This window comes from Nocardia sp. NBC_01388 (assembly GCF_045040085.1).
In the GTDB taxonomy this organism is placed as follows: domain Bacteria; phylum Actinomycetota; class Actinomycetes; order Mycobacteriales; family Mycobacteriaceae; genus Nocardia.
Map to the genome: position 1 here is coordinate 5,841,517 of NZ_CP109553.1, position 18,360 is coordinate 5,859,876.

At 67.1% G+C, this 18,360-nt stretch carries 13 protein-coding genes and 4 tRNA genes; 10 read left to right on the forward strand and 7 right to left on the reverse strand.

Going from position 1 to position 18,360, the window contains the following annotated elements:
- Nucleotides 1–66: 66 nt before the first annotated feature.
- On the forward strand, nucleotides 67–1,695 hold the full coding sequence (locus OG716_RS28250) for a (2,3-dihydroxybenzoyl)adenylate synthase (RefSeq protein WP_405133651.1): 1,629 nt from the start codon (nucleotides 67–69) through the stop codon (nucleotides 1,693–1,695).
- Between the two features lie 47 nt (nucleotides 1,696–1,742).
- On the forward strand, nucleotides 1,743–2,615 hold the full coding sequence (locus tag OG716_RS28255) for an oxidoreductase (protein ID WP_405133652.1): 873 nt from the start codon (nucleotides 1,743–1,745) through the stop codon (nucleotides 2,613–2,615).
- A 119-nt stretch (nucleotides 2,616–2,734) separates the two neighbouring features.
- Here the strand turns inward: OG716_RS28255 and OG716_RS28260 are convergent, their stop codons facing one another.
- Complete coding sequence (locus OG716_RS28260) at nucleotides 2,735–4,069, reverse strand: salicylate synthase (protein WP_405133653.1); 1,335 nt, start codon at nucleotides 4,067–4,069, stop codon at nucleotides 2,735–2,737.
- Between the two features lie 199 nt (nucleotides 4,070–4,268).
- On the opposite strand from OG716_RS28260, the gene OG716_RS28265 reads away from it, so the two are divergent.
- Entirely contained in the window at nucleotides 4,269–6,635 is a 2,367-nt protein-coding gene (locus OG716_RS28265; RefSeq protein WP_405133654.1) for a glycerol-3-phosphate 1-O-acyltransferase, read from the forward strand.
- Complete coding sequence (locus OG716_RS28270) at nucleotides 6,632–8,143, forward strand: HAD-IB family hydrolase (protein WP_405133655.1); 1,512 nt, start codon at nucleotides 6,632–6,634, stop codon at nucleotides 8,141–8,143. The genes OG716_RS28265 and OG716_RS28270 overlap by 4 nt, the downstream gene beginning before the upstream one ends.
- Before the next feature lie 154 nt (nucleotides 8,144–8,297).
- Here the strand turns inward: OG716_RS28270 and OG716_RS28275 are convergent, their stop codons facing one another.
- The 6 genes from OG716_RS28275 to OG716_RS28300 all read right to left on the reverse strand — a co-directional run bounded on the left by OG716_RS28275 (nucleotide 8,298) and on the right by OG716_RS28300 (nucleotide 10,534).
- Nucleotides 8,298–8,999 carry a polyprenol monophosphomannose synthase gene (locus OG716_RS28275; RefSeq protein ID WP_327146387.1) on the reverse strand — a complete coding sequence of 234 codons (702 nt, stop codon included), beginning with the start codon at nucleotides 8,997–8,999 and terminating at the stop codon, nucleotides 8,298–8,300.
- Between the two features lie 223 nt (nucleotides 9,000–9,222).
- Nucleotides 9,223–9,396 (reverse strand): hypothetical protein, encoded by a 174-nt coding sequence (locus tag OG716_RS28280; RefSeq protein ID WP_405133656.1) that lies wholly within the window; start codon nucleotides 9,394–9,396, stop codon nucleotides 9,223–9,225.
- A gap of 84 nt (nucleotides 9,397–9,480) precedes the next feature.
- Nucleotides 9,481–9,557, reverse strand: a tRNA-Phe gene (locus OG716_RS28285).
- Nucleotides 9,558–9,592: 35 nt separating this feature from the next.
- Nucleotides 9,593–9,666 (reverse strand) — tRNA-Asp (locus OG716_RS28290).
- 36 nt (nucleotides 9,667–9,702) lie between these two features.
- A tRNA-Glu gene (locus tag OG716_RS28295) sits at nucleotides 9,703–9,775 on the reverse strand.
- A gap of 93 nt (nucleotides 9,776–9,868) precedes the next feature.
- Complete coding sequence (locus tag OG716_RS28300; RefSeq protein ID WP_355124106.1) at nucleotides 9,869–10,534, reverse strand: TetR/AcrR family transcriptional regulator; 666 nt, start codon at nucleotides 10,532–10,534, stop codon at nucleotides 9,869–9,871.
- Between the two features lie 1,101 nt (nucleotides 10,535–11,635).
- Here OG716_RS28300 and OG716_RS28305 point away from each other — a divergent pair.
- The 6 genes from OG716_RS28305 to phoU all read left to right on the forward strand — a co-directional run bounded on the left by OG716_RS28305 (nucleotide 11,636) and on the right by phoU (nucleotide 18,342).
- Nucleotides 11,636–11,708 (forward strand) — tRNA-Lys (locus tag OG716_RS28305).
- A 132-nt stretch (nucleotides 11,709–11,840) separates the two neighbouring features.
- Nucleotides 11,841–12,437, forward strand: coding sequence for a DUF937 domain-containing protein (locus tag OG716_RS28310; protein ID WP_355124104.1), 597 nt, complete (start codon nucleotides 11,841–11,843; stop codon nucleotides 12,435–12,437).
- Nucleotides 12,438–12,647: 210 nt separating this feature from the next.
- On the forward strand, nucleotides 12,648–13,625 hold the full coding sequence (locus OG716_RS28315) for an acyl-ACP desaturase (protein WP_355124102.1): 978 nt from the start codon (nucleotides 12,648–12,650) through the stop codon (nucleotides 13,623–13,625).
- A 69-nt stretch (nucleotides 13,626–13,694) separates the two neighbouring features.
- A complete protein-coding gene (gene dusB / locus OG716_RS28320) occupies nucleotides 13,695–14,855 on the forward strand; it encodes a tRNA dihydrouridine synthase DusB (RefSeq protein ID WP_405133657.1) in 1,161 nt (386 codons plus the stop codon).
- A gap of 301 nt (nucleotides 14,856–15,156) precedes the next feature.
- Nucleotides 15,157–17,559: an LCP family protein gene (locus OG716_RS28325; RefSeq protein WP_405133658.1), complete on the forward strand. Its 2,403-nt coding sequence runs from the start codon at nucleotides 15,157–15,159 to the stop codon at nucleotides 17,557–17,559.
- 111 nt (nucleotides 17,560–17,670) lie between these two features.
- Entirely contained in the window at nucleotides 17,671–18,342 is a 672-nt protein-coding gene (gene phoU, locus OG716_RS28330; RefSeq protein ID WP_297623266.1) for a phosphate signaling complex protein PhoU, read from the forward strand.
- Nucleotides 18,343–18,360: the final 18 nt, after the last annotated feature.

Below are 18,360 nucleotides of genomic sequence, written 5' to 3' on the forward strand. Positions count from 1 at the left end.
GCCGGCACGGTGAGATAGGGTTGCCTAACCTTTCTAAGCAACCCTTACTCGCCAGAGGTCGTCGCTGTGACATCGAATCCGTCCGCCGTCCGGGACCACCGTGACGGCTTCGTCCCCTTCCCCGCTGATCTCGCGGCGAGCTACCGGCAGGCCGGGTACTGGGCCGGACACCCGCTGGGCGAACTGCTGCGCGAGGCCGCACGGCAGTGGCCCGAACGCCCGGCGCTGCTCGCCGATCCCGGCACACCCGGCGCCGGTGCGACCTACGACCAGCTGGACGTCGCCGCCGACCGGATGGCGCACGGAATGCTGGCGCTGGGCCTGCGCCCCGGCGATCGAGTCGTCGTCCAGCTGCCCAATGTGCTGGAGTTCGTGCCGGTGCTGTTCGGGCTGCTGCGGGCCGGAATCATTCCGGTGCTGACCCTGCCCGCGCATCGCCGGGCCGAGATCGAGCACCTCACCCGGCTCTCCGGCGCGGTCGCGTATGTCATCGCCGATCGCCTCGGCGACTTCGACTACCGCACCCTGGCCGAACAGGTGCGCACCGCCGTGCCCACGCTGCGGCATGTGCTCGTCCTCGGCGAGCCGGGCCCGTTCACCGATCTGCATTCCGTTCCCGCGGAAGGTGATTCGCTGCCGGAGATCGACGCCGCCGATATCGCCCTCATGCTGGTATCGGGCGGCACCACCGGACTGCCGAAGCTGATCGCCCGCACCCACGACGACTACACCTACAACGCGACCTCCAGCGCCGCGCTCTGCGAACTCGGCCCCGAGGACGTCTACCTCGCGACACTTCCTGTCGCACACAACTTTCCGCTGTCCTGCCCCGGCATTCTCGGCACCATCGCCACCGGCGGCGGCATGGTGTTCATCACCGATCCGAGCCCGGAGAACGCCTTCGCCGCGATCGAACGCCATGGCGTGACGCTCACCGCCGTGGTCCCGCCGCTGGCGCAATTGTGGTGCGCCGCAGTCGAATGGGAGGAGGCAGAGCTGTCGTCGCTACGCCTGCTCCAGGTCGGCGGCGCGCGGCTGGCCGAGGTCAATGCGCGCGACGTGGAGCCGGCCCTGAAGGTGCGGTTGCAGCAGGTGTTCGGCATGGCGGAGGGCCTGCTCAACTACACCCGCCTCGACGATTCCGACGAGCTCGTCCGCACCACCCAGGGCCGTCCGCTCTCCCCCGCCGACGAGGTTCGGGTGGTCGACGCCGACGGCAAGGACGTTCCGGACGGCGAGGAGGGCGAGCTGCTCACCCGCGGCCCGTACACGATTCGCGGCTACTACCGTGCCCCCGAACATAATTCGCGCGCCTTCACCCCCGACGGCTACTACCGCAGCGGCGATCTGGTGCGCCGCCTGCCGAGCGGGCACCTCATGGTCTCCGGGCGCATCAAGGATGTGATCAATCGCGGCGGCGAGAACATCTCCTGCGATGAACTCGAGGAGCACCTGCTGGCGCATCCGGTGGTCCGGCACGCCGCCGCGGTCGGCCTGCCCGATGCCACGCTCGGCGAAAGAGTCTGCGCGGTACTGGTGGTCGACGGCGAGATGCCCGCGCTTGCCGCGATCAAGACCTTCCTGACCGAGCGCGGACTCGCGACCTACAAACTGCCCGATGTGCTGCGCCAGGCGGACACGCTGCCGATCACCGCCGTGGGCAAGATCGACAAGAAAGCCTTGCGCGGAAGCTGAACCGCGTTCGGCGAGACAAGCCGCCACCCACACCATAGAGTTCGGCTATGGGTGGGTGGAGCACGTCGAATATTCCGGATCTGACCGATCGGACCTTCATCGTCACCGGAGCGACCAGCGGGTTGGGCGCGGCCACCGCACGGGCGCTGGCCGAGGCCGGTGGGCTGGTGATCATGGCCTGCCGCAATGAGATCAAGGGGCAGGCGGTCGCCAAGACCATCAGGGGCCGGGTGCAGGTGCGCTCGCTCGACCTCGCCGATCTGCGCTCGGTGCGCGCCTTCGCCGATACCGTGGACCACGCGGATGTGCTGATCAACAATGCCGGTGTGATGGCGGTGCCCTACAGTCGCACCGCCGACGGCTTCGAACTGCAGATCGGCACCAATTTCCTCGGCCACTTCGCGCTGAGCGGCCTACTTCTGGAACGCATCTCGACTCGCATAGTGAATGTCAGCAGCGTCACGCACTACATCGGCCGCATCGAGTTGGACGACCTGAACTGGGAGCATCGCTCCTATCAGCGCTTCGGCGCGTACGCCCAGTCGAAGCTGGCGCTGCTGCTGTTCACCTACGAGCTGCAGCGGCGCCTGTTCACGGTGGAGTCGCCGAAACTGGCGGTGGCCGCGCATCCGGGATACGCGGCCACCGAGATCAATTCGAAGGCGCAGAATCTGCTGGAGCAGATCATCGACCTGGGCAATCGACTGATCGCGCAGAGCGCCGAGGCGGGTGCGCTGCCGACGCTTTTCGCCGCCGTCGGCGATGCCGAACCGGGCGGCTACTACGGGCCTTCCGAATGGTTCGGCTGGCGCGGGCAGCCGGGCCTGGTCGGTTCCAGCGCCGCCTCGCACGATGAGAAGACCGCCCGCCAGCTCTGGGAGCTGGCCGAACGACTGACCGGCGTCGACTTCCCGGTCTGAGTCACGCACGACGAACAGCATTGCGCGCGTGTGACATACGGTCTTTGGACCCGAACACCCCACGGTGCCCTATGCCTGCACGACCCACAGTGCCCCATGCCTGTGCGACCTACGTTGCCTTATGCCCGCACGACATACGGTGCGACGCTGCCCAATTTCTCGCAGGTCTCCTCGAATTCGCGTTCCGGGCGGGACTGGCCGACCACACCCGCGCCCGCGCGCAGCCACGCGCCCGCACCGGTCTGATAGACGGCGCGCAGCACCAGCGTCGCCTCCAGCGCGCCGTCCGGTGAAACCGTCACCACCGCACCGGAATACAGGCCGCGCGGATCATGGTCGAGGCGGAAGACAGCGTCCACCCCGGCCGCCTTGGGAATCCCGGACGCCGTCACCGACGGGAACAGGGTTTCCAGCGCATCCCACGGGCTCCGGCCGGCCGCCAGCAGGCCCTGCACCGTGGAGGCCAGATGCTGCACGCTGCCGCGCTCGCGCACCGCCATGAAATCCGAGACGACCGTGGTCTCCGGTTCGGCGACAGCGGCGATCTCCGAGAACGAGGTCTGCACGGAAATGGCGTGCTCGACAATCTCTTTGGGATCGCCGATCAGCTCGGCGCGGGCCGCCGTATCGACGGCGTCACCGCGGCCGAAGGCCCGGGTGCCCGCGAGCGGTTCGGTGGTCACCCTGCGATCGGCGTCCACGGCGGCCACCAGTTCGGGACTGAACCCGGCCGCTTCGAGGCCGCCGAGCCGCAGCAGGAAGGAGCGGGCGGGGGTGTTGTGCATGCGCCCCAGCCGGTAGGTGTCCGGAATGTTCACGGCGAAGGGCAGATCCACCTTCCGCGACAGGATCACCTTCTGATATTTGCCGGCGTGGATCTCGGCGACGCCGGTCGCGACGCGGTCGGCGTAGGCGGTCGGGTCGATCGTGATATCCACCGGATGCGCCACCGGTAGCGCGCTGCCCTGCGAGGCGGCGATCAGCTCGTGGATATCCGCGGTCTCGGCGGGCGTGGCCCCGGCAACCCGGACTCCGGCCTCGTCGATGCGCACCTCGATGCGCGGAACCATCAGGTGCGCCAGCGTCGCGCGGGGGTGCACGTGCGCGGTCGCGCCGAGGGACCAGGCGCAGAACTCGAAACCGATCCAGCCGTAGGCGTTCCGCTGCCCGAGCGGCAGTTCGGCCAGGGCGCGATCCACGGCCTGCGCCGGACTGCCGGTCCAGACGCCGGCGGTGGTCTGCCCGTCCCAGGTGGAGCGCAGTTCGTCCGCGTCCAGTTCCACGCCGCCGAGAGGATCGGCCGCGAACACCCAGGCGCCCGGCTTCTCGTAAACCACATACTCACCGAAGCGATCGGCCGCCGCGAGTGCGGATACCGCCGCTACCGGATCGGTGACGTGTTCGCCCCACCGCTGCTGCTCGTCGAGCCGTAACCGTTCGTCCGTGGCTGCCACCGGTCCTCCAAGGTTATGCTTACCTAACTTATTTGAGCGAGGTTAGCATTACCTTCGTTCGAATAGGAAGGCGACGAAAGCGAGCTCTGTCACCCCGCGAATCCCGCACCACGATCGAGGAATTGAGCGACCCGCAGTGCCGGCGCCCCTCTTTCCGCTTCAATGGGTTGCGGCGGTTCACGCGCGGAGGGAACTACAGATGCTCGATCACGACAGTCGGCTCCCGGAAGCCGCCACCATCCCAGGTTCGGTGGTGGCGCTCGTCGATGCCACCGGGCGGGTCGAACGCGAACTCATCGGCAGCTGGCTGGCCGAGGGCGGGATCGCGCAGGAGTTCGGCACCAGCGCGCCCGTCACCCAACTCGATCTGGACGCCGGCGCCGTCGGCGACCGGCTCGTCGGACGCCATGACGACCCGCTGGTGGTGCCGGTGCGGGTGCTGTGGCTGCCGCCCGAACGCGATGGGGTGCGGCGCACCAGCTTCGGCGATCTGCTCACCCTGTCCAATCCGCGCAAGCCGAACCGGCTCATGCAGCGGCGGCTCGTCACCACCGCGCCCGACCGGCACCTGGTCCTCACCGGCGCACCCGCGCGCCTGAGCGAGCTCCGCGCCAATAATCCGGGCGCGGCCGGAGCGCCGGAAGCCTTCGCGCGCGCCATCGTTCGCGCCGGCATCGTCGCCCTGGAACGCGCCGAGCGCGCCGTCATCGGCGACCGCTACAAGGTGCCGCGCCTGGTGGTCGAGGAGATCCTGGACTCGCCGGAATTCCTGCGGCGGCTCGATGCCATTGCGGAACAGACGGATACGCCCGCGCGCGAGGTGTACCGGCGGGCCGAACGCGGACTGCGGGAACTGGTCGCGGCGCAGAGCCGGCTGGTGTCCGATCTGTTCACCCAGGCCATGCGCCCGGTGCACGCCTCCACCTGGAAGGTCGACGACGATCCGGCCGGACTGGACCGGCTGCGTGCCCTGAATCGCCGTTATCCACTGGTATTCCTGCCCTCGCACCGGTCCTATGTGGACGCGTTCGTACTCGGAGATATTCTGGCGCGCAATGACTTTCCGCCCAATCATGTGGTCGGCGGAGCAAACCTGAAATTCTGGCCGATCGGACCCATTGCCCGGCGCACCGGAACCGTATTCATTCGGCGCAGTTTCGGCGATGACGAAGTGTACAAAGCGGTTGTCGAAGAATACTTCGCCTACCTACTCGCCAAGCGCTTCAATCTCGAATGGTATTTCGAAGGCGGGCGCACCCGCACCGGTAAACTCCGGCCGCCGCGCTATGGTCTGTTGAATTACCTTGCGGCAGCATTGCGTTCATCGCGTATCGACGATGTCATGCTGGTTCCGGTCTCCATCACCTATGAGCGGCTCAATGAAATCGGGGCCATTGCCGACGAACAGACCGGCGGCAGTAAACAAGCCGAGGGATTGGCCTGGCTGGCGCGCTATGTGCGCAATCAACAACATTCGGCGGGGCATGTGTACGTGCGCTTCGGGAATCCACTGTCGGCGCGCGACCGGCTCGCCGCCCTCGGAGATCCGCTGCGCCCGCACGACTTCGAAGCCGCACCGGAGATCGTGGAGCGAGAACACCTGGCGGTGCAGCGCCTCGCCTTCGAGGTCGCCGTCGGCATCAACGACGTCACCCCGATCACCGTCAACGCACTCACCACACTGGTCCTGCTCGGCGTGCACGAACGCGCCCTCACCCGCAGTGAGCTGCGCACCGCCATCGAACCCGTCCTGGACTACATCGGGAGCCGGGATCTGCCGTGCGGTGAACTCGTCACCCTGCGGGACGATCACGGACTCGCCGTCGTGCTCGAACAGCTGGCCGTGGCCAAGGTGGTCACCGTGTACCGCGGCGGGCTGGAGCCCGTCTACTCGATCGGTGCGGGCGCGCACCTGGAGGCCGCCTTCTACCGCAACAGCGCGGTGCACTGGTTCGCCAATCGCGCCATCCTGGAGCTGGCCATTCTCACCGCCGTCGAGGCGCCCGAGGGCGATCAGCTGCGGGTCGGCTGGGAAGCCGCCTACCGGCTGCGGGACCTGCTGAAATTCGAATTCTTCTTCCCGGAGCGCGCCGAGTTCACCACCCAGCTCACCGCCGAGATGCTGCGCGTGGACCCGGAGTGGCACCGGCGCACCGCGGCCGGGACCGTCGGCTCCGAAATCCTCGCCAGGCTGGCAGAATCCGGATTCATGATGGCGCACCGGGTGCTGCGATCCTTCTTCGACGCCCAGCTCGTGGTCGCCGAGCGCCTGGCCGCCCGCGATCCGGCGCTCGCCGTCGACAAGAAGGCGTTCCTCGACGAATGTCTGCAGGTCGGCAGGCAGATGCTGCTGCAGCAGCGGCTGCACAGCCCCGAATCGGTATCCTCCGAATTGTTCGGCAGCGCACTCAAACTCGCCGATAATCACGCACTGCTCGAACCTTCCGACGATCCGGAAGACCTGGTCGCCCGGCGGACCCGCTTCGCCGAGGAACTGCGCGCCATCGGGGCCCGCATCAACCGGGCCGCCACGCTGGACCCGTCCAATCGGCGGGATGCGCTGTGACACACCGCGCCGCAGGTGAGCTACTGTCGCCGCCGCCCCGGCCGGGCGTCGGCATCATCGAACAACCCGTCAACACCATCGATCTCGAGACCGCCGTCGCCGCCATCCGCTCCGGACCGCAGGGGCCGGGGATCGCCGCCATCTTCGACTTCGGTGGCACCGTCCTGCACGGCTTCAACCCGCCCGCGGCCGTACGGCGAATCCTGCGGCGGCACAGCGGTTCCACCGCCCTCGCCGCCACCATGCTCGGCAGTATTCGCGGCGCCCGCAGCGAGGGCGAATACGAGCGCTTCCTGCAGCAGGCCATGCAGACCTGGGCCGGAGTGCCCGAGAGCGAACTCGAACAGCTCGGCGCGACGCTTTTCGTGAAGACCGTGCACGGGCACCTGTATCCGGAGGCCTGGCGGCTCATTCGTGAACACGAAACCGCCGGGCACACACTGGTACTCGTGAGCTCGCTCACCCGGTATCAGGTGCAGCCGGTCGCCGCCGAACTCGGCATCCCGAATGTGCTGTGCACGACCATGGTGGTGCAGGACGGGGTGCTCACCGGGCATGTGGACGGGAAGCCGCTGTGGCGCAACGGCAAAGCCGATGCGGTCCGGCGCTTCGCCGCCTCCCACGATATCGACCTGACCAGCAGCTGGGTGTACGCCGACAGTGCCGCAGACCTGCCGCTGCTGGGGGTCGCGGGGCATCCGGTCGCCGTCAACCCGGACCCGCGCGTGGTGCTCGAAGCCGCCGAAAAGGATTGGCCGGTCCTGCATTTCCGGCCCAGGCAGGCGCCCAAGGCCACCGACTATGCCCGCACCTTCACCGGATTCGGGGCGCTGGTGGGCGGTGCGCTGTTCGGCGTCGCCGCCAAGGCGTACACCAAAGAGCGCAGGCAGATGGCGGATTCGATGATGACCGTCGCCGCCGACTCCACCCTGCGCGGCACCGGCGTGCGGGTCCGGGTGGTCGGCGCCGAAAATGCCCGTGCCCCACGGCCGGCCGTGTTCCTGTTCAACCACCAGAGCCAATTCGACATCGTGGTCATCGCCGAGGTGCTCGGCGCCGGATTCACCGGCATCGCCAAACGCGAGGTCGCCAACAACCCGCTCTTCGGACCGCTCATGCGCTTCGTGGAGGTCACATTCATCAACCGGGGCGATACCGCCGCCGCCAAGGCCGCCCTGGAGCCGGTGGTCGACACCCTGCGCGGCGGACTGTCCGTCGTGATCGCCCCAGAGGGCACCCGCTCGATGACACCGCGCGTCGGCCCCTTCAAGAAGGGGGCCTTCCACATCGCCATCCAGGCCGGAGTCCCGATCATCCCGGTGGTGATCCGCAATGCCGGCGAAATCTCCTGGCGCAACTCACCGGTCGTCCGCAAGGGCGTCGTAGACGTGGCCGTCCTGCCACCCATAGACGTCAGCGGCTGGAACCCGGACCACATGGATGATGAAGTCTCACAGGTCCGTCAGCTGTTCGTCGACACCCTGCTGCACTGGCCACGGGACGAATGACTACCCCGTCTCCCAACGCGACTCCCGATCTCGGGAGACGAGGGTAACTCCTGGGGTACCCCCAAAAATCGGTTCGGCTCTCAACCACCGGCACGCGTGTCAGTCAGTCAACGGCTCTCAGCCGCGCGCTGAAGGTTCGGGGCGGCGGGACAGCCTAAACCTGCTTGCCGAACAACAGCTTCCAGGGCATCAGGGCTGACTCCAGCTGTACCTTCAGGCTCATCTTGGACGCGCCCTTGGTGCGCTCCTCGAACCGGATCGGCACCTCCGCGATCGCGATGCCCTTCTTGACGGTCCGGTAGTTCATCTCCACCTGGAACGAGTATCCGTTGCTCTTGATGGAGGCCACATCGATGGCGCGCAGCGTATCGGCCTTCCACGCCTTGAATCCGGCGGTGGCATCCTTCACCCCGAGCCGCAGCAGCAGATTCACGTAGAAGTTGGCCCACGCGGAGAGCGCCTTGCGGTGCCACTTCCACTCGTCGGCCGTGGAACCGCCGGGGACATACCGGGATCCGAGCACGACGCCCGCGTCCGTGGTCTCCAGCTTCTCCAGCATGGCCGGAATCACCTCGGCCGGATGCGAGAGATCGGCGTCCATCTGGATGACCACATCAGCACCCTCGTCGAGCGCCCGGGTGATGCCCGCGATGTAGGCCCTCCCCAGGCCGTCCTTCTCGGTGCGATGCAGCACGCTCACCACATTCGGCAGGTCGACGGCCAGCTTGTCGGCCACCTCGCCCGTGCCGTCCGGCGAATTGTCGTCCACAACCAGCACATGCAGGTCGGCCACCGGTAGCGCGGTCAGCCGCTCCACCGCCACCGGCAGGTTCTCCCGCTCGTTGTAGGTCGGCACCACCACGGTCACCTTCAAGGGTCGCCCTCCCGCTCGATTCTCGCCCGTACACACGTCGGTACGGACGGGCACATCGCTTTTCTGCTCACGGCACCCTACCTGTCCCGCCTCCCCGGAACTTTAGCGCCCGGATAAGAGCCGTTACCGGCCATGCACGCGTGCCGGCGGTTGGGAGTCAACCCGATTTTAGGGGCACCCGGGGAGTTACCCCCAACTCACGAAATCAGTCGTCACCTTCATCAGCCGCCTTGTTCCGCGCCCGGGCAATCTCCAAAGCCCGCTCCGCAGTGGCCTTATCGGGATAGGGCCCCATCCGCCCGCCCACCCAGCACTGCTTGCCCTGCTCCGCCTTCTGATGATCGATGCAGTAGTACCACTGGGTATCCTCGTCAGCCATGAATCCAGCATCTCACCAAGATCAGAATGCCCGGCGGTGAACACACGAAAAAGGCCGCACCCTGGGGTACGGCCTTCTCGATACTGGTGGCCAGAGCCGGGATCGAACCGGCGACCTTCCGCTTTTCAGGCGGACGCTCGTACCAACTGAGCTACCTGGCCGAAGCACCCGGAACGAATGCCAAGATATAGGTCTGCGACCCTGACGGGACTCGAACCCGCGACCTCCGCCGTGACAGGGCGGCGCGCTAACCAACTGCGCTACAGGGCCTTGCTCTGCTCCACAACAACAGTGTTTCCACCGCTGTACCCCCTACGGGATTCGAACCCGCGCTACCGCCTTGAAAGGGCGGCGTCCTAGGCCGCTAGACGAAGGGGGCCCGCCGGATTTCTCCGGACCGTTACACTCAACGGCTTCCGTTGGGAGCGGAGATAGCTTATGACAGCATCCGCTCGAATCCCAAATCTGCTGGTCAGACTGCCAAATTGAGATCTTCCAGCCGAGCGGAGACCTTCCAGCCGACCCGCCGGAACTCCTCGGTCCACTCGGGAGTCGCGGTGGCTTCCACGATCATCTCGAGCGCCTCGGTGAACCGGGAACGCAGATCGGTCGGACCACCCAGCACATCGGCGATATAGCGCTGGCCCGCCAGGGCCGCCGCCAGCGTGCGGGTGAAGCGATCGACATCGGTGTCGCCGCGCAACTGTTTATGTTCGGTGGCACGCACCGCGAGCAGCCGGATGGACCGCCCGAGAATGCGGCCGCCACCGGCCTGGATGTCGCGGTAGAACTCCGGCTCGATGATGAGCCGGAACTCGGCCTGGATGATGATGTCGTTCTCGAGCCGCAGGGCGATCTCGTCGATCATCCCGTGCAGCACGTCCAGGGGTCCGAGATCCCCTCTGCCGAGCCATCTTTCAGTGGATACGCGGTAGCGGTCCACAGCCGCTTCCAAGACCGCGCGAGCCAGGTCCTCCTTGGAGTCGAAGTGAAAGTACATGGCGCCCTTGGTGGCGCGTGAACCTTCCAATATGCGGTTGAGCGATGCAGCGGCATAGCCGCTCTTCCCGAACTCAACGGCGGCGGACCGAATGATCGCCGCGCGTGTCCGGCGGGCCCGCTCTTGCTGCCGTGCCATGCTCGAAACGCCTCCGAAGCTAGCTACCGCCGCTGGCTACCCCTGGAGTTCCCAAGGCGCCCTCGACGCAAAGTTACGTGTCTTTCAAATACTTCAAAACGGGCTTCGCCCGAATTACCAAACTTTTGGTACGAAAAAGCGCGAAAAACTTGAAACACACCAACTGGTATAGTTTTTCCCGCCCGGGTGCGCCGCAGGGGGTGCGCACCCGGGCGTTCTCGTCGTCTGGATCCGCCTCCCGCAGCCTGATCTATTGGAGCCACGATCGGCCGGAACCGCTCGCGACACGTTCGGGCACTTCAACGATAAGCCGAATCCCATGCTGCCGGGGCAATCCCGGTTCTTCAGGAATTCACCAGTCGGTCACCGTACCCGGAATGCGCACCCTGCGTGAGGTGTACCGGAGAGTCAGTTAGCCAGCACGCCCCCTATCGAAAGCCGCAATTCCCCAGCTATCGACTGGGTGAATGGTCCGAAAAGACGAATTCGCCCATATCCCATGGAAGTTCGGCATACCGGACGTCTCCGCGGCACCCACCCCGGCCCACGCGGCATCACCACCGGCCCGACGCCGCCAACTCGGCGCCGGTGCTACCCGGTCCCCAACCCCCGCACCAAAATGCTTGCCACACATCACCATTGGATGATATTCACAATCAGGCGAATCGAAACAATCTGAGTGGCAAGGCGATTGCCCCGGAGCAGTACAGCGGCGGTTCCGGCATGCGCGCCCGCGCGCCCGGCCATCGCCGGCCGCCGGACGGAGGCGGGTCGCACCCCTCGTCCGGCCCACGCCTCCGCCCCCGGCGCGCGAGCCCATGCCGTCACAGTCCCCACCGACCGGTCCGAACCCTCACAGCCCCCCATGGTCCTCCCGCGGACCGATGCCATTCCGGCGAAGCGCGAGGGATCGGCACAGCGCGTCAGCCGATCGGCACGGCGCGTCACCCGCCCGCGGACCGCGACACGCGCGCAACGCCCGCAGACCAGTCCGACACGCCCCGCTCAAACCGGCATGACCAGCGCAAACACGCCCTGCCGGAACACAATCGGATACTCGTTTAACACTTGGGCGGGTGAACCACTAAACTGACCGACCGCGCCCCTATAGCTCAGTTGGTAGAGCTACGGACTTTTAATCCGCAGGTCCCAGGTTCGAGCCCTGGTGGGGGCACAGTTGTCGGGGGCCCGGATCCTATATTCGGGCCCCGCGCCACATCCGCGAATCCGTGGCAATCTGTCCGGATTTCGCCTACCGTGACCGGAGTAGGGCTTTTCCCGGGACCCATCACCACAGGCGGAGTTCATGACTTCCTTCGATGACCTGCTCTCCAATGTGCCCGTCGCACAGATCGCCGACAAGCTCGGCGTCGACGAAGCGACCGCGACCAGCGCCATCAATGCGGCTATTCCGGTGCTCCTGGGCGGATTCCAGGCACAGGCCGGCAACCCCGAGGAAGGCCTGAATCTGGAGGGCGAAGTCGCCAACCAGCCCGCCGGCCTCCTCGATGGCGGCGTCAATATCGATCACGTGGATACGGACTCCGGCGACAAGATCGTCGATCAGACGTTCGGCGCCGAGAAGAACACCGTCATCAGTGCCCTCGGTAATGTCGGTGGCGGCAACGGCCAGGACCTGATGGCCAAGCTGCTGCCCATGCTCGCCCCGATCGTGCTCGCCTATCTTGGTAAGAAGGCAATGGGCGGCGGCGCGGCCGCCGGAAACGAGGCCGCGGCCAGTGGCGGCGGCGGCATCGGCGATATCCTCGGCAGCCTGCTCGGCGGCGCTACCGGCGGCAAGGGCGGCGGCGGTCTCGGGGACATCCTCGGGAAGGCCGTCGGTCAGAACGCCGGCAGCGTGCTCGGCAACGTTCTGGGCGGTTTGCTCGGCAACAAGAAGTGATAAAGCACCCAGAGCCGGTGTGCGGCTAACGAACTGCGGCTCGCGGCGATAGACACAACGCCGCGGGCCGCGTCTTATGACATCTCTCACTAGCCCCGCAATGGCACACGGATGAGTTTCACATCACTCTACGGTGCCGTAAGGTATGGGCCGCGGCGGCAGGCCGGCGAGGGTAGACAGCTGGATCGCAGATATACGAAGGGCTTATTTATGGCAAAGGATCTGACTCAACTCGAGCTACTGGCGGAGTTGGAGCCGGTTGCCGCGGAAAACGTCAACCGCCACCTCTCCATGGCCAAGGAATGGCACCCGCACGATTACGTGCCGTGGGACGAAGGCCGCAATTTCGCCGAAATGGGTGGCGTGGACTGGGATCCGTCGCAGTCGCGGCTGAGCGAGCTGGCCAAGGCGGCCATGATCACCAACCTGCTCACCGAGGACAACCTCCCCTCATACCACCGTGAGATCGCCGAGAACTTCTCCCAGGACGGCGCCTGGGGCACCTGGGTCGGCCGCTGGACCGCCGAGGAGAACCGCCACGGTATCGCCATCCGCGACTACCTCGTGGTCACCCGCGGCGTCGACCCGGTCGCGCTCGAGCAGGCGCGCATGATCCATATGACCAACGGATTCGCCTCTCCCGCCGAGGTATCCGAGATCGACGCCGGCTTCCTGTACTCGGTCGCCTACGTGACCTTCCAGGAACTCGCGACCCGTGTCGCACACCGCAATACCGGCCGGGTCTGCGACGACCCCATCGCCGACCGCATGCTGCAGCGCATCGCCGCCGACGAGAACCTGCACATGATCTTCTACCGGAACATGTGCTCCGCGGCCCTCGATCTGTCGCCGGACCAGACCCTCGATGCCATCACCCTCATCCTGGAGAACTTCCAGATGCCGGGCGCGGGCATGCCCAACTTCCGGCGCAACGGCGTGCTCATGGCCAAGCACGGCATCTACGACACCCGCCAGCACCTGGAGGAAGTCGTGAACCCGGTGCTGAAGAAGTGGCGCATCTTCGAACGCGACGACTTCACCGCCCGCGGCGAACAGACCCGCGAACGCCTCGGCCTCTTCCTGGAGAAGCTGGGCCGGGACGCCACCAAGTTCGAAGAGCAGCGCGACCGCATGCTGGCCCGCGAGGCCGCCAAGGCCGAGAAGGCGCTCGCCAGCACCTCTCGCTGACCCTCGCATTCCGCACGAAGGGCCCCGGACCGGGTATGTGGTCCGGGGCACTTTCGTACCGATGAGACAATGGATGCCGTGACAACGTCGCTCGAAGCCTCCCGAACCGCGCTGCGGATCGGACCGTACCCGGTCGATCCGCCCGTCGTGCTGGCTCCGATGGCCGGTATCACCAATGTCGCCTTCCGCACCCTGTGCCGCGAATTCGGCAGTGCCACTTCGATCTACGTGTGCGAGATGATCACCGCGCGCGCCGTGGTGGAGCGCAATGAGAAGACGTTGCACATGATGTCGTTCGGCCCGGACGAGAGCCCGCGCTCCATGCAGCTGTATGCGGTGGATCCGAAGACCGTCGGCGAGGCCGTGCGCATCATCGTCGGCGAGGGCTGGGCCGACCATATCGACCTCAACCTCGGCTGCCCGGTCCCCAAGGTGACCCGGCTCGGCGGCGGCGCGGCCCTGCCCTACAAGCGGCAGCTCTTCCGCGACATCGTCAAGGCCATGGTCTCCGCGGCCGAACCCGCCGGGGTGCCGATCACCTTCAAATTCCGCATCGGCATCGACGACGAGCACCACACCTACCTCGATACCGGGCGCATTGCCGAGGGTGAGGGCGCGGCCGCGGTCGCCCTGCACGCCCGCACCGCCGCCCAGCGCTACTCCGGCGAGGCCGACTGGACCGCCATCGCGCGGCTCAAGGAGACCGTCACCAGCATTCCTGTACTCGGCAACGGCGATATCTTCAGCGCCGCCGACGGGGTGCGCATGATGGCCGAGACCGGCTGCGACGGCGTTGTGGTCGGACGCGGATGCCTCGGCCGCCCTTGGCTTTTCGCCGAACTGCAGGCCGCACTGCGCGGTGAGCCGCTGCCCGAGGCGCCGAATCTGGGCCGGGTCGGCGAGATTCTGCAACGCCACACCGAATTGCTCGTCGCGCACGACGGCGAGGACAAGGCCATGCGCGATATCCGCAAGCACATGGCCTGGTACCTGATGGGCTTCCCGATCGGCGGCGACCTGCGGCGCAGTTTCGCCACCGTCAGCAGCATGGACCGGCTCATCGAGCTGATCGGGCAGCTCGACCCCACCGTGCCGTTCCCCAAGGATGCCGAGGGCCCGCGCGGCCGCCAGGGCTCGCCCGGCAAGGTCGCCCTGCCCGAGGGCTGGCTCGACGATCCCGAGGATCCCACCGTGCCCTGCGCCGCCGACGTAATGCACAGCGGCGGCTGAGGATTCACCCGTCCCGGCCCACCGGGCCGCCGCTGCCGACCGGCATGAGAATCGCAGGTCAGCGCCACCGCCGGTGACCGCGCCGACCATGTTCCCCGACCGAGGGTCACCGCCCTGGCAGACTGCTCCGGAACAACCCGCCGCGCTGCCGCTCGACTCGCCGAGAATCGGCGTCCGAGCCTCGGCGTGGCGGGACCGGGAACAGGGCGAGCCAAGCCCGGGCGAATTCGCTCCGGGTGGTCCATCGTGGCGAAATCGTTATCATGACGGTCGGCATCGAAAAGCAAAGTGAGGTTCGCTGGTGGGTGACGATCGGTACGGGCGTACGCCACGGCCCGGAGGTCGCGCCCCGTGGGAGCGCTATCCCGCGGATGCCGGCGAAGATCAGCCGCGCACCTCCCGCCGATCCCGGCACACCGACAATCCCGATCCGGAATCCGCGCCCATCTCGGTGCAGGATCTGGTCGAACGCGTCGACAGCGAACGCAAGACCCGGCGCCGCCGCCGCGATGACGAGACGCCGGAGACCGGCGGGCGCACAGCACAATCCGGCGCCGACCCCGCCCGCCGTGCCGCCCCGCCCGATGCCACTGGTGCGCGGCGACCGACAGCGCCGCCGAATCCCTTCGCCCCCAATACTTCCCGGCACGCGAACGAGGGCACCGGTGCACAGCCCGCCCAGCCGTCCGGAAGCGGCGCACTGCCGCCCGGCATCGGCGCACTGCCGTCGGGTACCGGCGCACTGCCGTCGGGTACCGGCGCACTGCCGTCGGGTACCGGCGCACAGCCGTCGGGTACCGGCGCACTGCCGTCGGGTACCGGCGCACAGCCGTCGGGTACCGGCGCACAGCGCGCCCTGCCGCCGGAAACGTTGAACGCCACCGGATCCCAGCGCGCCGTCCCGGACCCGGCCGCCGCCGACGCTGCTCCCGCGGCCGCCACCGGTGCGCGCCGCGCGGTGCCCGCCCCGCCGCGCACCGACCCGACGGCCGATCCGATCACCGAAGAGCTACCCCCGGTCGCCGCTCCCCCGCGGGCCAAGCGCCCCAAGCCGTTCCGCGTCACCAAGCAGGTCGAGTCCCCCGCCGACTATCCGACCACCGCGCTGCCGGCCGCGGAACCACCGGCCACACCGCCGCCTGCCACCGCACTGCCGACCCCCGTCGGCGCAAAACCGTTGTCCCGCTTGGCCGCCGGACGCAGGCGCAAATCTCGGCGGCTGCGGCTGGCCGGGCGCTCCGCGCTCGCGCTGTTCGCGGTGATCGCCATGCTCATCACCGGAGGCGGCTGGAGTTACCTGCGCGCCAAGGACAATAACTTCCAGCAGGTGTCCGCGCTCGAACCCGACTCCCCCGATGTGGTCGACGCCGACGGCCAGACCGGTGACGAGAACTTCCTCATCGTCGGCACCGATACCCGCGCCGGCGCCAACTCCCAACTCGGCGCGGGCACCGAGGCCGATGCCGAGGGCGCCCGGTCCGACACCGTCATGCTGGTGAACATTCCGGCCAACCGGGCGCGCGTGGTCGCCGTATCGTTCCCGCGCGATCTCGATGTCAGCCGTCCGGTCTGCGAAGGCTGGAACAATGACAAGGCCGCCTACACCGGCGAGAACTTCCCGTCCGCCATCGGCGACAAACTCAATGCCACCTATGCCCTCGGCGGGCCGAAATGCCTGACCAAGGTGATCACCAAACTCTCCGGGCTCAAGATCAATCACTTTGTCGGCATCGACTTCTCCGGTTTCGAATCCATGGTGGACGTGGTCGGCGGCGTCGAGGTCTGCACCACCAAACCACTCGTCGACGACGTTCTCGGCACGGTGCTCACCACCCCGGGCAAGCAGATCATCAACGGCTCCACGGCTCTTGACTATGTGCGCGCCCGGCACGTGCAGGGTGAGGAGCGCAGCGACTACGACCGCATCAACCGGCAGCAGCGCTTCCTGTCCTCACTGCTGCGCAGCGCGCTCTCCAGCAAGGTGCTCTTCGATCCGGGCAAGCTGAACGGATTCATCGACGCCTTCGCCCAGCACTCGTTCATGGACAATGTGAGCACCAAGGATCTGCTCATGCTCGGGCGCTCCATGCAGAAGGTGCAGGCCGGCGCCATCACCTTCCTGACCGCGCCCACCGCGGGCACCACGACCTACGGCAATGAGATTCCGCGCGAATCCGATATCAAGGCCATCTTCCGCGCCGTCATCGACGACCAGCCGCTGCCCGGTGAGAAAAAGGCCGATCCGGTCACCACCACCTCGGCGGCGCCGGTCGCCGCGCCGAAGCTGATGGCCGTCGACCCGAGCACCGTCTCGCTGCAGGTCTCCAACGGTTCGGGCGTCGCGGGCGTCGCCTCCACCGCCGCAACCAAACTCGCGAATCAGAGCTTCCAGATCTACAGCACCGGCAATTACGCGGACGGCACCTCACCCAAGACCACCGTCCGCTACTCCACCGGGCATGAGGCCGCGGCGGCCACCGTCGCCAGCTCCCTCCCGGGCGCGACCCTGGAACCGGCGAGCGGGCTGGGCAGCATTGTCGAGGTGGTGCTCGGCACCGACTACGCGGGCACCGTGCGCGCGCCGACCGCCTTCGGCCAGCCGCTGCCCGATATGCCGACCGATGCCGGTGGCGCCGGTGCGGCACCGGTCACACTGCCGTCCGATCTGGAGCATGTGAACGCGGCGGACGACACCTGCAAGTAGGCGGATGGTCGCACCCGGCCGACGTGCGGCGACTGTGCCGCAACCAACCGGCACCGATGATTCACCCACCGTTGGTGACTTGGTCAGCGGCTACCACTAATGTCTTGTTTCATGCGTGTCATCTACAACGAACAAATGGCCGAGCTCGCCGATCTGCTCGGCGGCATGGCCGGGCTCGCCGGATCGGCTATGGAGCGTGCGACCAATTCGCTGCTCAATGCCGATCTCGAGCTCGCGGAGCAGGTGATCACCGAGTACGACCGCATCGCCGAGATGATCCAGCTGGCCGAGGAGAAGGCGTTCGCGCTGCTGGCGCTGCAGGCTCCCGTTGCCGGCGATTTGCGCCAGGTGGTCAGCGCGATCCAGATCGTCTCCGATGTGAATCGCATGGGCGTGCTCTCGCTGCACGTGGCCAAGATGACGCGGCGGCGCTTCCCTAATCACGCCGTCCCCGCGGCCGTGAACAGCTACTTCGCCGAGATGGGCCGCATCGCGGTCAAGATGGGCGCCACCGCCAAAGAGGTGCTGGAGACCCGCGATCCGGATCGCGCGGCCAAGCTCACCGATGACGACGAGGCGATGGACGATCTGCGCAAGCATCTGTTCACGCTGATCATGGACCGCGACTGGCAGTTCGGCGTCGCGGCGGCCGTGGACGTGGCGCTGCTGGGCCGCTACTACGAACGCTTCGCCGACCACGCCGTGGAGATCGGTCGTCGCGTCGTCTTCCTCGTCACGGGTGTGCTTCCGCCCGACCCGGATTCGGAGAAGGAAAGCATCTGAAGCACCACGAGATCTGAA

Excerpts from the sequence above, each read along its gene's own strand:
- OG716_RS28255 (WP_405133652.1), top strand. The coding sequence starts at position 1,743 with ATGGGTGGGTGGAGCACGTCGAATATTCCGGATCTGACCGATCGGACC.
- OG716_RS28265 (WP_405133654.1), top strand. The coding sequence starts at position 4,269 with ATGCTCGATCACGACAGTCGGCTCCCGGAAGCCGCCACCATCCCAGGT.
- OG716_RS28280 (WP_405133656.1), bottom strand. The coding sequence starts at position 9,396 with ATGGCTGACGAGGATACCCAGTGGTACTACTGCATCGATCATCAGAAG.
- OG716_RS28300 (WP_355124106.1), bottom strand. The coding sequence starts at position 10,534 with ATGGCACGGCAGCAAGAGCGGGCCCGCCGGACACGCGCGGCGATCATT.
- OG716_RS28310 (WP_355124104.1), top strand. The coding sequence starts at position 11,841 with ATGACTTCCTTCGATGACCTGCTCTCCAATGTGCCCGTCGCACAGATC.
- OG716_RS28315 (WP_355124102.1), top strand. The coding sequence starts at position 12,648 with ATGGCAAAGGATCTGACTCAACTCGAGCTACTGGCGGAGTTGGAGCCG.
- dusB (WP_405133657.1), top strand. The coding sequence starts at position 13,695 with ATGGATGCCGTGACAACGTCGCTCGAAGCCTCCCGAACCGCGCTGCGG.
- phoU (WP_297623266.1), top strand. The coding sequence starts at position 17,671 with ATGCGTGTCATCTACAACGAACAAATGGCCGAGCTCGCCGATCTGCTC.